Below are 14,615 nucleotides of genomic sequence, written 5' to 3' on the forward strand. Positions count from 1 at the left end.
CAAGTGGGTCGCCCGTTCATGACGGGCCGGAGCTCGTTCGCTTCGGAACGAGTACGAGCACGAAGAGAACGATGATCGCGAACCCGGTCGACCAGCTCTCGGGCCCTTGAGGTGGGCATTCTCGGAGCAGGCCCCGTGGTCGCCCGACGCGGGGGACCGCCGGTGGCGGTCAGGCCTGGGAGACGCTCTTCATCTTGGCGAAGACGACGATGTTGTCCTCGTAGTGCTGGGTGTAGGGGTTGAGCTTCCCGCCGCAGGTGATGAGCCGGAGCTCGGAGTCGTCGGTGTTCCCGTAGACCGCGAGGGTGGGGAAATGGTCCTTGGGGTAGCGCTGGACCCGGTAGATCGAGAACGTCACGACCTTGCCGTCCTGGCGGGTGACCTTCACGTCCTGGCCCTGCTTGAGGGAGCCGATCTTGAAGAAGACGGCGGGTCCGGTGTCGATGCCGTCGACGTGCCCGATGAGGACGCTGGGGCCCAGCTGACCGGGGGCCGGGGAGCCGGTGTACCAGGCCGGGGTGTTGAACTGCGGGCCCGGCTGGGGCACCGCGATCGTCCCGTCGGACGCGAGCCCGGTCCGGTTCAGGACCGAGTCGACGCCGATGGCCGGGATGTCCACCCGGGTGGCCGCCGACCGGGTGAGACCCGTCTCGGTCGGGCTCGGGGTCGGGGACGCCGTCTTCTCCTTCGTCGTCCCGCTCGCTGACGCCGACGGGATCGTGCTGCTCGGCGCCTCGGGGGTGGGGGCCGTCGCGGTCAGGGGCGGCTCGGGGATCGACCGCTGGTCGGCGATCGCCTTCCCGAGCACACCGACGCCGGCGAGCAGAAGGACGGCGGCCACCGTCGCCCAGAGGCGACGGTGGCCGCTCAGGAGGCCCTTCACGTCAGGCCTGGTCCTCCGCGGTCCGGCGACGACGCGTGGCCACGAGGGCCGCGCCGGCGCCACCGACGAGGAGGGTGCCGCCGAGGGCGATCAGGCCCTGGTCCTCGATGCCGGCCGTGGAGCCGCCACCGGTCTGGACGCCGCCACCGGGCATGCTGTTCATCTGGCTGGCCTGCAGCACACCACAGGCGGCCGGGTCGGTGGCCTCCTCCGGCAGCGAGGGGTCGAGGTCGGACTTGACCTTGCCGTCGTACTTGCCGTTGCCGTTGAGGTCGACACCGTGCATGACGATGACGGCCTTGCCGGAGCGGACCGACTCGGCGGTCTTCTCGTCGAGCGTGATGGTGCGCGAGTAGCTGTCGTCACCGGTGGGGAAGCGGTCGACGGCCAGGCCGCTCTTGGCGCTGGAGTCGCCGCTGGTGGTCAGCGAGGCGCCGATGGCGCCGTAGTACTTGGCCGCGTCCGTGGTCTGCAGCGCCCCGTTGGCGCCGCTGCCCTTCTCGTCGGCCGGCGGGCACTGGCCCATCCCACCGATGTGGATGTGCTGGGCGTGCGGGGCACCGGCCAGGAAGCCGGAACGCTGGGCCGTGATCTTCAGGCTGTTCCCCGTGAGGGTCGCCATCACCGTGGCCGAGGCCCCCGAGTTGTTGAGCTGGGTCAGGTTCGCCTGGTAGCTCGTCGAGTCGGCGGCGTGGGCGGGCGACATCGCGACCAGGGGCATCGCCCCGAGGGCGAGGGCGGCTGCGGCGGTCAGGGACTTGCGCATGGATCGCATCCTTTTGGTTGCTGTAGAGGCGCGTCCCGCCGCGAGTCGCGACGGCACGATCCTCACTATGCACGTGATCGCGAGCCCTCGCGGCAGAATGCAAGTACGGGCGGGGGATATCTGAATGTTTCCGCTGCACTCAATCGGCTGAAATCTTTCGAAGAGATTAGATATTTCCAGCAGGCGTTGCCATCAAGAACGCTGGTAGACGACCCGGTTTCGCGGCCGACGAGTCCAGTTCTGCTGCAATGCCACTGACACCCGCAAAAGGACTCTTGTCTCGTCCAGCCCTTCAGGCCGTGGAATCCGGGTTCGGGACGGCCTGCGCAACCCGAAGGGGGCTACCGCACCGAACTCCTCATCGTGACCGTCGAATCGGTCGCCTGACCGGAGGTATCCCATGACCCGCAAGATCGCGCTTCTCGCCCTCCTTCCCGCAGTGGCCCTCGGCCTTTCCGCCTGCGGTTCGTCGAACCCGGATGCCGGAGCCTCGCCGGCGTCGTCGGCTTCCTCACCGTCCGCTTCGTCGACGCCATCCGGGTCCAGCAGCGACCCTTCTGGGGAGGCGTCCCCCTCGACGAGTCCGAGCGAGAAGGCCGCACCGGCGGTCATCACGATCGCCGACTTCGCCTACAAGACGCCCGCGTCGGTGGCGCCCGGGACCAAGATCAGCATCAAGAACCAGGACTCAGTGGCGCACACCGTCACCTCGGAGGCCGGCGGTTTCGACGTCAAGGTCGACCCGGGCGGCACCGCCACCATGACCGCGCCCAACAAGCCCGGCACCTACGAGATCACGTGTGACTTCCACGCCAACATGAGCGGCAAGTTGGTCGTCGAGTGACCGGCACGACCGCGGAACGGCACGTCCTCGCGACTCCCCTGATGGCGTGGTCCCTCCGCGTGCTCGTCGCGGCCGCCCTGGTCGTCGACGTCGTGGTGCACATCCGGTTGGCCGGTGGGTACCAACAGGCATCTCCCGGCGGAATCGGCGCCGGGAACCTTTTCCGCGTCGAGGCCGCCGTGGCCATGGCCGTCGCGCTCTGGCTGCTCGTGAGCGGGAGCCGAGCGGCGTTCGCGGCGTCCATCGTGGTCGGCCTGAGTGCCGTGGTGGCGGTTCTTCTCTACCGTTACGTGGATGTCCCCGCTGTCGGCCCTCTGCCGGCGATGTACGAGCCCGTGTGGTTCTTCGAGAAGTCGTTGAGCGCCGTGGCCGAGGCCGTCGCGGCGGTCGGCGCACTCGTCGCGATCTGGGCCCTCCCGGCACGGGACTGACCCTCGACGGGAGAGCTCTTCGCCGGCGGCAGCAGTCCGCAAACAGTCCGCAGGAGGCCTCGCGGAGGCCGTTCGTCGTCATCGGGGCCCGATGACGGGATCAGCGCGTCTTCGCAGGCCAGGTGGTGTTTTCGCTTGTCGCCGACGATCGCCAATAACGTTCGGATACAGCGGTTTTCGTTCCGCTTCAACGTCTGACGCCGCGCGACTGTCGACCCTGCAAAAACGCCACCGGCGCCCCCTCGGGTCGTGGCCGAGGAGGCGCCGTGGCGATGGCCGGTCCTCACCCCTGCGACGAGGACTGGCGGCGGTCCCGACCCCCTGCGGTCTTGACCACCTCTAGACGACGACTTTACCTGCGCTTTACCTAACGCACGCACCGACACGCGGGAACGGGGCCGAACGGACGACACGCATCGGCCGACCGGCGTGATTCCACACCAAGGGAATGTGTCGTGCCCCGACCGGTCCCTAACGTGTGTCTCGGCCGGCCCGGTTGCACACCCCCTGCAGTGCGACCGGGGCCGGTCCACTCACGTCCCGGGGGCCGGCCACCGTCAGCGGGTGGCGAGCAGGACCACCGCCGCCGCGAGGACGACGAGCAGGCCGAGGGCCAGGAGCGCCGCGTCGCCCGGCCGCATCCGCCGCAGCACGTCGCCGCGGCGGGTGGGGGCGTCGTGGCCGTCGGGCAGCTCGGCGCCGTGCCGGTCGACGTGGACGACGCGCACGGCGAGGTCGGCGGGGGAGCCGTCGGGCCCCGGCGCGCCGCGACCCGGGTAGACGAGGGTCTCGTGGTGCCCGGCCTGGGCCGGGACGTCGATGGGCGCCCCGCCCACCACCGGCGTGAGCCGGCCGCCGCGCAGCCACCGCTGCCGGGCCAGGGGCAGGACGACCTCCGACGGCGCGCCCTCGGGGAGGATCGGCTCCTCCTCGTCGCCGGTGGTCTCACCCGGCAGCAGCGGCTCGTGCTCGGACGCCGCGCCCTCCCGCCAGGCCGCGAGCCGGGCGTCGTAGCCGCCGCGGTCCCGACCCGTGAGGACGCCGTGGGCCTCGGTGAGCAGCCTGGCGTGCTCCTCGGCTCCGGCACGGCCGACCTCGTCGTCGCCGGCGTGCGCGTCCGGGTGGGCGCGGCGCATGGCCCGCATGAAGGCGCGGCCGATCTCCGGCGACGCCGCGTCCTCGGGCACGCCGAGGACGTCGTAGTACGAGGGCTCGTAGGACTCGGTGGCCACAGGGGCGGCGCTACCGGCGCCCGGCGAGGTCGAGCAGGTCGTCGAAGACGTCCCCGATCCGCGCGAGCAACGAGACGTGCCCCTCGCCCGGCAGGACGTGCGAGCGGGCGCCCGGCACGTGCTCGGCGAGCCACTGCCCGTGCGACGGCGGGACGAACCGATCCTGCCCGCCCTGCCACACCGCGACCGGCACGGTGACGTCGGCGAGGTCGAACCCCCAGGCCCGGGTGAAGGCGAGGTCGTCGTCCACCCACCCGTCGACGCCGTGCTCCGCCATCCGGCGGCTCGAGGCGAGCATGCGCTCGGCGAGCTCGTCGGTGAGGGCCGCGCGGTCGACGTCGGACAGCAGCCCGGAGAGCGCCTGGACCAGCCCCTCGACCGTGCCCTGGCCCATCGTCGCCGCCGTGCGGTCCAGGAACGGACGCAGCGCGCCCTCGCCCTCGAGGGCCAGGCCGAACTCCTCGTGGTTCTCCGGCCCCATGCCGGCGAGGAAGTCGAGGCCGTCGGCGCCGTACGGCCCGACGCCGGCGCCGGTGGACGCGGCCAGGCAGCGCCCCGGCAGCAGCGCCGCGCACGCGAGCGAGTGCGGGCCGCCCCCGGACCAGCCGAGGGTGACGAACTCGTCCCGCCCCAGGTGGTCGAGCAGCCCCGCGGTGTCGGCGGCGACGTCGGCGACGCTCCGGCCCGGCGCGCGCGACGAGCCTCCGTAGCCGGCCCGGGACACGAGCAGCAGGTGCAGCCCCCGCTCCTGCGCCGCGCGCGCGGCCGACGGGAACGGCACCGCCGCCCCGGGCGTGCCGTGGTGAAAGACCAGGGGCAGCCCGTCCTCGTCGCCGCTGGCGAGGTACTCCAAAGTCCGTCCGTCGGCCAGGGTCACCTCGCGGTGGTCGGGCGTCGTCACCGGGGCTCGCTCGTCGGTCGGCACGAGGCCAACCTAGCGCCCGGGCGAGGCCCGGACGAGCCCCGCCCGGCCGGCCTCACCCGCCCTCGCCGAAGGGCCAGCCCTCGACCATGCCGGGCTCACGGCCGGGCTCGACGAAGTGCTCGAAGCCGAAGACCTGCGTGAACGCCTCGGGCGGCATGGCGAGCATCATCCCGACGTCGCTGGTCTGGCTGGCGTGCGCCGCGAGCGCCGCCCGCTTCCGCTCGATGCGCTCGCGCACGTCGACCCGCCAGTGGATGGCGTCCTCGGGCTCGCCCATGGGGTTGCCGTCGTCCATCGGCCGGTCCGGGTCCCAGTCGTCCTCGCGGCCCTCCGCCCGCGCGGCCTCGAACATCCGGCGCATGGCGTCGCGGTTCATCGTCGACTCCAGCACCCGCGGCCGGCGTGCGGCTAGGTCGGCGCCGCGGTGCAGCACGTGGTGGACCCGCACGTGGTCCGGGTGCCCGTAGCCGCCGTGCCAGTCGTACCCGACGACGACGTCGGCGTCCTCGTCGTCGAGCACCGCCGCGAGCCGCGCCCCGGCCTCGTCGAGGTCGGCCGCGGCGAACGCCCCCTCGGCGCCGTTCTGCTCCCACCCGGTCATGCCGGAGTCGGCGTACCCCAGCCACTCGACCCGGTGCAGCCCGATGGCCTGCGCGGACGCCCCGAGCTCGCGGCGCCGACGGTCGACGACGGTCTCGCCGTCGGCCAGGTCGTCGGGCGCGGTGCCGTGGTCGCCGTTGGTGGCGACGACGAGGACGACCGGTGCCCCTCGTCGACGGCGCGGGCCATCGACCCGGACGTCTGCGAGGCCTCGTCGTCGGGATGGGCGTGGAGGAAGACGATCGTCGACACGTCCGTCATCCTGCACGGGCGCGCCGACAGCCCGGCCACCGGCCTCGTCGGACACGAAACCCCCGCGTGTCGGACGACACTCCTACGCTTCCGCTTGGCCGACGCCCCGAGCGGCCGTCCCGTTGGGAACGAGGAGGTTTCCGTGAGCACACGAGACAGGACCGGTCCCGGCGACTCACGCCCCGACGCGGTCGACCCCGACAGCGCACCGCCGGCCCGGACGGGACTCCTCGTCGTCGCCGGCGTGCTGCTCGTCATCCCGGTCGTCGCGCTCATGTGGGTGAGCAGCTACAGCAGGGTCGAGCCCAAGCTCGGCGCCTTCCCGTTCTTCATCTGGTACCAGTTCCTCTGGGTGTTCCTCACCTCGGCGTTCACCTACACCGCCTACCGGATCGTCCTCGTCGCGCGGCCGCACCGGCCGATGCGCCGGGACGGCGACCGCCGGACGGAGGAGCGGGCATGAGCGGCATCGACGTCCCCGCCCTCGTCGTCCTCGTGCTGCTGTTCCTGCTCGTCACGGTGATGGGCTTCCTCGCCACCCGCTGGCGGCGCCCGAGCTCGATGGAGTCCCTCGACGAGTGGGGCCTCGGCGGCCGGTCCTTCGGCACCTGGGTCACGTGGTTCCTGCTCGGCGGCGACCTGTACACCGCGTACACGTTCGTCGCCGTCCCCGCCGCGATGTTCGCGCTCGGCTCGGTGTCCGGCTTCTTCGCCGTGCCCTACACGATCGTGCTCTACCCGATCATCTTCGTGTTCATGGCCCGCCTGTGGTCGGTCAGCCACCGCCACGGGTACGTGACGACCGCCGACTTCGTGCGCGGCCGGTTCGGCTCACGCGGCCTCTCCCTCGCGGTCGCCGTCACCGGCTTCCTCGCGACGATGCCGTACATCGCCCTCCAGCTCGTCGGCATCCAAGCCGTCCTCGAGGTCGTCGGCCTCGGGGGCGGCGGCAACATCATCGCCAAGGACGCACCGCTCTTCATCGCCTTCGCCCTGCTCGCCGCCTACACCTACTCCAGCGGCCTGCGCGCCCCGGCGGTCATCGCCTTCGTCAAGGACTTCCTCATCTACCTCGTCATCATCGTGGCGATCGTCTACCTGCCGACGAAGGTCGGCGGCTGGGGCGAGGTGTTCTCGGCGGCGGAGCAGAAGATGGGCACCGTCAACGAGGCCACCGGCAAGCCCACCGGCGCGTTCATCCCCGGCGCCGCCCAGCACTGGGCCTACGCGACGCTCGGCCTCGGGTCCGCGCTGGCGCTGTTCATGTACCCGCACTCGGTGACGGCGAGCCTGTCGGCCAAGGACCGCAACACGATCCGGCGCAACGCCTCGATCCTGCCGGCCTACAGCTTCGTGCTCGGCCTGCTCGCGCTCCTCGGCTGGGTCGCCATCGCCGCCGGCACCAAGCCGATCGGCCTGGACGGCAAGCCCAACGCCCAGCTCGTCATCCCGCAGCTGTTCGAGGACATGTTCCCGTCGTGGTTCGCCGGCGTGGCCTTCGCGGCCATCGCCATCGGCGCCCTCGTGCCGGCGGCGATCATGTCCATCGCCGCGGCGAACACCTTCACCCGCAACATCTACAAGGAGTGGCTGAAGCCCGACGCCTCGCCGGCGCAGGAGGCGAAGGTCAGCAAGGTCGTCTCCCTCGTCGTCAAGGCGTTCGCCCTCGTGTTCGTGCTCCTGCTGGACAAGCAGAACGCGATCAACTTCCAGCTGCTCGGCGGCATCTGGATCCTCCAGACCTTCCCCGCCGTCGTCCTCGGGCTCTACACCCGGTGGCTGCACCGGTGGGCCCTGCTCGCCGGCTGGGCGGTCGGCATGGTCTACGGGACCCTCGCCGCGTACAACGTCGTCAACCCGGCCACCGGCAAACACTTCGGGGGGTCGCTGGCGAACATCCCGGTCATCGGCGAGCTCGGCTACATCGCGATGACGGCCTTCGTCCTCAACCTCCTCGTCGCGGTCGTCGGGACGCTGGTCCTGCGGGCCACGAAGTCGCCGGAGGGCCGTGACGAGACCGTCGCCGCGGACTACTTCGCCGACGCCGGGGACCCCCGGGTGACCAAGGACCTCGACACGCTGAACCCGTCGGTCGAGACCCGCTGACCCCCTCCGGACGGCGGGTGCGGACGGCTGTCCGCACCCGCCGTTCCGCTTGGCAGGATGGGGCCATGGAGTCCGCCCCGCTGCCCGACCGGCTCGCCGCCCTCGCCCAGGCCCACGGCGTCGCCACGGACTACTGGAACTGGCTCGGGGAGCACGTCACCGTCGCCGAGGGCTCGATCCGTTCCGTGCTCGCCGCCCTCGGGGTGGACGCCGCCGACGACGCCGCGGTCGAGGCCGCCCTGGCCGAGGTCGACGACGCCCCGTGGCGCCGCACGCTCCCCGCCACCGTCGTCGTGCGTGCCGGGCGCGGCGGCGAGGTCCGCGTCCACGTCGCCGCCGGGTCGGGCGTCGCCGTCACCGCCCGGCTCGAGGACGGCGGCACGCGTCCGCTGGAGCAGGTCGACCGCTGGGTGCCGGACCGCGAGGTCGACGGCGTCGTGCTCGGGGAGGCGACGTTCGCGCTGCCGGCCGACCTCCCGCTGGGCTGGCACCGGCTCGTCGCCACCCCCGACGCCGACCCGCTGGCCCCGGCGACGACCACGGCCACGCTCGTCGTCACTCCGGAGCGCCTCGAGCTGCCCGAGCCCGTCGCCTCCCGCCGGGTCGTCGGGCTCATGGCGCAGCTGTACCAGGTGCGCTCGCCCGGGTCCTGGGGCGTCGGGGACCTGCGCGACCTCGCCGACCTCGCGACGTGGGCCGCCGCCGCCCACGACGCCGACTTCGTCCTCGTCAACCCGCTGCACGCCGCGGAGCCGGTCGCGCCGATGGAGCCCTCGCCCTACCTGCCGACGACCCGGCGCTTCGTCAACCCGCTCTACCTGCGGGTCGAGGACGTGCCCGAGGTCGCCGCGCTCGACGCCACCGCCCGCCGCCGGCTCTCCCAGCTCGCGGCCCGGGGGCGCAGCCTCGACGAGGGCGACCGCATCGACCGGGACGCCGCCTGGGCGGTGAAGCTGGACGCGCTGCGGCTCGTGCACGACGTCGGGCTGTCCGCGTCCGGCGCAGCCGCCTTCGAGGAGTTCTGCGCCCGCGAGGGCGAGGGGCTTCTCCGGTTCGCGACGTGGTGCGCCCTCGCCGAGCGGCGCGGGCTGCCGTTCACCGACTGGCCCGCCGAGCTGCAGGACCCGAGCGGCCCGGCCGTCCTCGCCTTCCAGCAGGAGGAGCAGGCCCTCGTCGACTTCCACCGCTGGCTGCAGTGGCTGCTCGAGCAGCAGCTGGCCGGGGTGCAGCGCGAGGCGCAGGTCGCGGGCATGTCGCTCGGCATCGTCCACGACCTCGCGGTCGGCGTGCACCCGGTCGGCGCCGACGCCTGGGGCCTCGGCGACACCCTGGCCCGGGGCGTCACGGTCGGCGCCCCGCCGGACCCGTTCAACCAGCTCGGGCAGAACTGGAGCCAGCCGCCCTGGCGCCCGGACCGGCTCGCCGAGCTCGGGTACGGGCCGTTCCGCGACATGGTGCGCACCGTGCTGCGCGACTCCGGCGGCATCCGGGTCGACCACATCCTCGGGCTGTTCCGGCTGTGGTGGATCCCGACCGGCGGGTCCCCCGCGGACGGCACGTACGTCTACTACGACCACGAGGCCCTGCTCGGCATCCTCGTCCTCGAGGCCCAGAGGGCGGGGGCGGTCGTCATCGGGGAGGACCTCGGCGTCGTCGCCCCCAACGTCCGCGAGGTGCTCACCGAGCGCGGGCTGCTCGGCACCTCGATCCTCTGGTTCGAGTGGGACGACGACGCCGTGCGCCCGCCCGAGGCGTACCGGGACCTGTGCCTGTCGACCGTGACCGTCCACGACCTGCCGCCGACCGCGGGCTACCTCACGCTCGAGCACGTCGCCGTCCGCGAGGCGCTGGGGCTGCTGACGCGTCCGGTCCAGGAGGAGCGCGAGGTCGAGACGGCCGCGATCGACCGGGTGCTCGGTGCGCTGCGCGAGCGCGGGCTGCTCGCGGCCGGGGCGGACGTCGACGACACCGTGGTCGCGCTGCACCGGTGGCTCGCGCAGACGCCGAGCCGCATGCTCGCCGTCGCCCTGCCGGACCTCGTCGGCGACCGCCGGGCCATCAACCAGCCCGGCACCAACGACGAGTACCCGAACTGGCGGCTGCCGCTGGCCGGTCCCGAGGGCACGCCCGTCGACCTCGACGACATCCGCGAGTCCCCGCTCGTCGACGCCCTGTTCGACGCCCTCCGCGGCGACTGACCCGCCGCAGCGGCGACGGGCGGACGACACGCCTGAGGTCGGTCGCGGCGTTCGGGCAGGTGGGGTGGGTGCGGGACACGCTTCGTGTCGTCGACCCGTCCGCGGTGGGGTCGGCGGCGACGGGCGGACGACACGCCTGAGGTCGGTCGCGGCGTTCGGGCAGGTGGGGTGGGTGCAGGACAGGCTTCGTGTCGTCGGCCCGTCCGCGGCGTCCCGTCAGGGGGTGAGGTGGTCGAGGAAGCGCGTGGCGAAGGGCTCCCAGGCCGTGCGCAGCGCGTCCCGGGCGGAGTCGACCTCGGCCACGAGGCGGCGGTCGGCGTCGTCGAGCCCGTCGGGGCGCTCGGAGCGGACCCAGTCGGCGAAGATCTCCGGCGAGGTCTCGGGGTGGAACTGCAGCGACCACGCGCGCAGCCCGAGGCGCAGCGCCTGGGGCGACCCGTCGGGCAGGCGCGCGAGCACCGTGGCCCCGGGCGGAGGCGACAGCACGGTGTCGTCGTTGAAGTGCACCGCGGGTGATCCGGCGACCCCGCCGGCCCCGCCCAGCAGCGGGTCCGCGTGCCCCTCGGCGGTCAGCGCGACGGGCACGACGCCGATGGTGCGTCCGGCCGGGTTCGGACCCGCCGTCCCGCCGAGCGCCACCGCGGCCAGCTGGTGCCCGAGGCACACCGCGAGCACCGGCTCGCCGGCCCGGGCCGTGGCCCGCAGGAGGTCCTTGGTCGGCCGCAGCCAGGGGTGCTCGGCGTCGTCGTTCGCGCCCATCGCCCCGCCGAGGACGACGAGCCCGTCGTGCCCACCGTCGGCGAGCCGCCCGGGCACCGGGTCCCCGAGGTCACCGCGCACGACGTCGAGGTCGACGCCGGCGGCGCGCCACCACTCGCCGAGCCAGCCCGCCGGGGCGTCCGGCTCGTGCTGGACGACGAGGAGCCGGCGCATCACCCGACGTGGGTGCCGACGAGCGAGCCGATGGCGTAGGTGACCGCCATCGCGATGAGCCCGCCACCGACCACCCGCAGCGTGGCGCGGCGGGCGTCGGCGTCGCCGAGGCGGGCGCTGAGCACCCCGGTGCCGGCGAGGGCGACGACGACCGCGACGACCGTGACCGGCACCCGCCAGGACGCCGACGGCAGGACGATCGCGAGCAGCGGCAGCAGCGCGCCGACGGTGAACGCGACCATCGACGCGACCGCGGCGTGCCAGGGGTTGGTGAGGTTGTCGGGGTCGATGCCCAGCTCGGCCTCGGCGTGCGCCCCGAGGGCGTCGTGCGCGGTGAGCTCCACGGCCACCCGGTGCGCGAGGTCGGGGGAGAGGCCCTTGCCCTCGTAGATCTCCGCGAGCTCGGCGAGCTCGGCCTCGGGCTCCTCGCGCAGCTCGCGGACCTCCTTGGCGATGAGCGAGCGCTCGGTGTCCCGCTGGGTGCTCACCGAGACGTACTCGCCGACCGCCATGCTCATCGCGCCGGCGGCCAGACCGGCGAGACCGGCGGTGAGGATCGCCGGCCGGCTCGTCGTGGCCGCGGCGACGCCGATGACGAGGCCGGCGGTGGACACGATCCCGTCGTTGGCGCCGAGCACCGCCGCGCGCAGCCAGTTGAGCCGTTCGGCGTAGCCCTGGCCGTGCGCCTCGTCGTGCTCCTCGAGCGCGGCGGCCGCGACGGCCGGCTCCACCTGCTCGGAGGCCACCGGGGACGAGGGGGCGGGGGAGCCGTCAGCCACCGAGGTCCACACCCTCCGCGCGGGCGACGGCGTTGATGCGGTGGGCGAGCTCGATGTCGAGCTGGGTGAGCCCGCCGGCGTCGTGGGTCGTGAGCAGCCAGCGCGTCGTGCGCCAGCGGATGTCGATGTCGGGGTGGTGGTTCATCTGCTCGGCCTCGTCGGCCGCGGCGGCGACGAGGCGGATGGCCGCCGGGAAGTCCGGGGCCTCGATGGTCGCGACGACGGCGTCGCCCTCGCGCTCCCAGCCGGGCAGGTCGGCGAGCTGGCGGGTGACCTCGTCGTCGGTGAGGAGTCGGCTCATACGGGCCATCATGCGCCGCCGGCGGCCCGCCCGGCACCCCAGGTGAGCCTCACCGAACCCGCCACCGGCCTCGCCGACGAGGACGGACACCCGGCAGCCACCGCGGCGCCGGACCGCGACGAGGATCAGGAACCGGCGCCGTGCCCGCCGTGCTGGTACTGGACGGCCTCCTCGACGTCGCCGACGGCGTGCGGCGCGTCCTGCTCCTCGCGCAGGTCCTGCTCGGTGGCCGTCGGGTCGACGTGGTGGGGCTGGATCTTCCCACTCTCGATGTCCTCCGCCCAGTGGCACGCCACCCGGTGCGAGGAGGGCACGCCGTCGATCTCCAGGACGCGCAGCTGCGGCCGCTCGTCGTCGCAGCGGGTCTCCTGCCGCCAGGGGCAGCGGGTGTGGAAGCGGCAGCCGGGCGGCGGCTTGGACGGCGAGGGCAGGTCCCCGACGAGGAGGATCTGCTCGCGCTCGTCCTCCCGGGTCGGGTCCGGCACCGGGACGGCCGACAGCAGCGCCCTCGTGTACGGGTGCAGGGGCTGGGCGTAGAGGTCGTCCGCGCCGGCCTCCTCGACGAGCCCGCCGAGGTACATGACCCCGATCCGGTCGCTGATGTGCCGGACGACGGCGAGGTCGTGCGCGACGACGAGGTAGGTGAGCTCGAACTCGTCCTGGAGGTCCTCCAGCAGGTTGATGACCTGCGCCTGGACCGACACGTCGAGGGCGGACACCGGCTCGTCGGCGACGATGAGCTTGGGCTCGACCGCGAGCGCCCGGGCGATGCCGATGCGCTGGCGCTGCCCGCCGGAGAACTCGTGCGGGTACTTCTTCAGCGCCGCCGCGGGCAGCCCGACCGCCTTGAGCAGCTCGCGCAGCCGCGACGCCGTCGCCTTGTCGTCCGAGGCCAGGCCGTGGGCCTTCATCCCCTCGACGAGCAGCGACTCGACGGACTGGCGCGGGTCCAGGCTGCTCATCGGGTCCTGGAAGACCATCTGGAAGTCCTTGCGCCGCTTGCGCAGCTCCTCGCCCTTGAGCGAGGCGACGTCGGTGCCGTCGATGACGACCGAGCCGTCGGTCGGCGGCTCCAGGCCGAGGATCGCCTTGCCGAGCGTGGACTTCCCGCAGCCGGACTCGCCGACGAGGCCGTAGGTCTCGCCCTTGCGGATGCGCAGGTCGACGCCGTCGACGGCGTAGACGTGCCCGACGACCTTGTCGAAGACGACCCCGCGCTTGATGGGGAAGTGCACCTTGACCCCGCGGGCGTCGACGAGCAGGTCGCCGTCGTCGTGGGCGCGCGCGTCGTCGGCCGGACCGTCGGTGGCGGCGGCGTCGGTGGGCTCGGCGGTCGTCGTCATGAGGTCGCCTCCACGGGGTTGAAGCAGCGCAGCGCGCGGCCGCCGTCGTCGTGCTCGAGCTCCGGGCTCTGCTCGGTGCAGCGGTCGACCGGCTGCGAGCAGCGCGGCGCGAAGGCGCAGGCGTGCTCCCACGGCAGGTTGTCGGCGACCGACCCGGGGATGGGGGTGAGCGGCGCCCCGCGGGCGCCGTCCAGCCGGGGGATCGAGGCCAGCAGACCCGTCGTGTACGGGTGCCGCGGAGAGGCGAAGAGCTCGTGGCGGCGGCCCCGCTCGACGATCCGCCCGCCGTAGAGGACGTTGACCTCGTCGCACAGGCCGGCGACGACGCCGAGGTCGTGGGTGATCATCACCAGGGCGGTCCCGGACTCGGTGACGAGCTCCTTGAGCAGCCCGAGGATCTGGGCCTGGATGGTCACGTCGAGGGCGGTCGTCGGCTCGTCGGCGATGAGCAGCCGGGGCTCGCAGGCCAGGGCCATGGCGATGAGGGCGCGCTGGCGCATGCCTCCGGAGAGCTGGTGCGGGTAGTCGGTGAGCCGGCGGTCGGGGTCGGGGATGCCGACCCGGTCCAGCAGCTCGCGGGCGACGGGGGTCGCGGCCTTGCGCGACATGCTCTTGTGCCGCTCCAGCACCTCGGTGACCTGCCGGCCGATGGGCACGACGGGGTTCAGCGACGAGAGCGGGTCCTGGAAGATCATCGCGATGTCGCGGCCGCGCCGGTCGCGCATCTTGTCCTTGGCCAGGGTGAGCAGGTCGGTGCCCTCGAAGGTGGCCGTGCCCTCGACCCGGTTCCCACGGGCCGGCAGCAGGCCCATGATGGCCAGCGACGTCACGGACTTGCCGCAGCCGGACTCGCCGACGAGGCCGACGGTCTGGCCGGGCCGGACGTCGAAGGACACGCCGTCGACGGCGGTGAACGGGTCCTCGCCCTGGCGGGTGAAGGTGACCCGCAGGTCGCGGACGGACAGCAGCGGCTCGTCGCCGTGCCGGGAGCTGCCGGGTGTGGTCGCCGTGGCGGTCATCGG

Annotated in this window: 14 protein-coding genes and 1 pseudogene; 5 read left to right on the forward strand and 10 right to left on the reverse strand. The window is 73.3% G+C overall.

Going from position 1 to position 14,615, the window contains the following annotated elements; translation table 11 throughout:
• Positions 1 to 169: 169 nt before the first annotated feature.
• Both EPD83_RS11690 and EPD83_RS11695 read right to left on the reverse strand, forming a co-directional pair.
• Entirely contained in the window at positions 170 to 883 is a 714-nt protein-coding gene (locus tag EPD83_RS11690) for a class F sortase (protein WP_205859506.1), read from the reverse strand.
• A 1-nt stretch (position 884) separates the two neighbouring features.
• The gene (locus EPD83_RS11695) at positions 885 to 1,649 is read right to left on the reverse strand and encodes a hypothetical protein (protein ID WP_165566608.1); all 765 of its coding nucleotides are present in this window, start codon (positions 1,647 to 1,649) and stop codon (positions 885 to 887) included.
• 400 nt (positions 1,650 to 2,049) lie between these two features.
• On the opposite strand from EPD83_RS11695, the gene EPD83_RS11700 reads away from it, so the two are divergent.
• Positions 2,050 to 2,493 carry a cupredoxin domain-containing protein gene (locus EPD83_RS11700; RefSeq protein ID WP_165566609.1) on the forward strand — a complete coding sequence of 148 codons (444 nt, stop codon included), beginning with the start codon at positions 2,050 to 2,052 and terminating at the stop codon, positions 2,491 to 2,493.
• Positions 2,490 to 2,924 carry a hypothetical protein gene (locus EPD83_RS11705; protein WP_235950540.1) on the forward strand — a complete coding sequence of 145 codons (435 nt, stop codon included), beginning with the start codon at positions 2,490 to 2,492 and terminating at the stop codon, positions 2,922 to 2,924. The genes EPD83_RS11700 and EPD83_RS11705 overlap by 4 nt, the downstream gene beginning before the upstream one ends.
• Positions 2,925 to 3,481: 557 nt before the next feature.
• Here EPD83_RS11705 and EPD83_RS11710 read toward each other — a convergent pair.
• The 3 genes and pseudogenes from EPD83_RS11710 to EPD83_RS11720 form a co-directional block, all read right to left on the reverse strand.
• Positions 3,482 to 4,156: a J domain-containing protein gene (locus EPD83_RS11710; protein ID WP_128366513.1), complete on the reverse strand. Its 675-nt coding sequence runs from the start codon at positions 4,154 to 4,156 to the stop codon at positions 3,482 to 3,484.
• 10 nt (positions 4,157 to 4,166) lie between these two features.
• The gene (locus tag EPD83_RS11715; RefSeq protein ID WP_205859507.1) at positions 4,167 to 5,081 is read right to left on the reverse strand and encodes an alpha/beta fold hydrolase; all 915 of its coding nucleotides are present in this window, start codon (positions 5,079 to 5,081) and stop codon (positions 4,167 to 4,169) included.
• A gap of 52 nt (positions 5,082 to 5,133) precedes the next feature.
• Positions 5,134 to 5,933 (reverse strand): annotated as a pseudogene (locus tag EPD83_RS11720) (PIG-L family deacetylase).
• Between the two features lie 142 nt (positions 5,934 to 6,075).
• Between EPD83_RS11720 and EPD83_RS20380 the strand changes: the two are divergent.
• The 3 genes from EPD83_RS20380 (at position 6,076) to malQ (ending at position 10,237) form a co-directional block, all read left to right on the forward strand.
• The gene (locus tag EPD83_RS20380; RefSeq protein WP_205859508.1) at positions 6,076 to 6,396 is read left to right on the forward strand and encodes a DUF3311 domain-containing protein; all 321 of its coding nucleotides are present in this window, start codon (positions 6,076 to 6,078) and stop codon (positions 6,394 to 6,396) included.
• Complete coding sequence (gene mctP / locus EPD83_RS11730) at positions 6,393 to 8,039, forward strand: monocarboxylate uptake permease MctP (RefSeq protein ID WP_128366514.1); 1,647 nt, start codon at positions 6,393 to 6,395, stop codon at positions 8,037 to 8,039. Before EPD83_RS20380 ends, mctP begins: the two co-directional genes overlap by 4 nt.
• Positions 8,040 to 8,104: 65 nt before the next feature.
• Positions 8,105 to 10,237, forward strand: coding sequence for a 4-alpha-glucanotransferase (gene malQ / locus EPD83_RS11735; protein WP_165566610.1), 2,133 nt, complete (start codon positions 8,105 to 8,107; stop codon positions 10,235 to 10,237).
• 216 nt (positions 10,238 to 10,453) lie between these two features.
• Here the strand turns inward: malQ and EPD83_RS11740 are convergent, their stop codons facing one another.
• The 5 genes from EPD83_RS11740 to EPD83_RS11760 all read right to left on the reverse strand — a co-directional run bounded on the left by EPD83_RS11740 (position 10,454) and on the right by EPD83_RS11760 (position 14,612).
• Positions 10,454 to 11,170, reverse strand: a complete 717-nt coding sequence (locus EPD83_RS11740) for a type 1 glutamine amidotransferase (protein ID WP_128368649.1) — start codon at positions 11,168 to 11,170, stop codon at positions 10,454 to 10,456.
• On the reverse strand, positions 11,170 to 11,916 hold the full coding sequence (locus tag EPD83_RS11745; protein WP_205859509.1) for a VIT1/CCC1 transporter family protein: 747 nt from the start codon (positions 11,914 to 11,916) through the stop codon (positions 11,170 to 11,172). Before EPD83_RS11745 ends, EPD83_RS11740 begins: the two co-directional genes overlap by 1 nt.
• A 25-nt stretch (positions 11,917 to 11,941) precedes the next feature.
• Positions 11,942 to 12,250 carry a 4a-hydroxytetrahydrobiopterin dehydratase gene (locus EPD83_RS11750; RefSeq protein WP_128368509.1) on the reverse strand — a complete coding sequence of 103 codons (309 nt, stop codon included), beginning with the start codon at positions 12,248 to 12,250 and terminating at the stop codon, positions 11,942 to 11,944.
• Positions 12,251 to 12,375: 125 nt separating this feature from the next.
• Positions 12,376 to 13,593 (reverse strand): ABC transporter ATP-binding protein, encoded by a 1,218-nt coding sequence (locus EPD83_RS11755; RefSeq protein WP_165566611.1) that lies wholly within the window; start codon positions 13,591 to 13,593, stop codon positions 12,376 to 12,378.
• On the reverse strand, positions 13,590 to 14,612 hold the full coding sequence (locus EPD83_RS11760; protein WP_128367892.1) for an ABC transporter ATP-binding protein: 1,023 nt from the start codon (positions 14,610 to 14,612) through the stop codon (positions 13,590 to 13,592). Before EPD83_RS11760 ends, EPD83_RS11755 begins: the two co-directional genes overlap by 4 nt.
• Positions 14,613 to 14,615 lie beyond the last annotated feature (3 nt).

Source organism: Phycicoccus flavus (assembly GCF_004025965.2).
GTDB lineage: Bacteria > Actinomycetota > Actinomycetes > Actinomycetales > Dermatophilaceae > Phycicoccus > Phycicoccus flavus.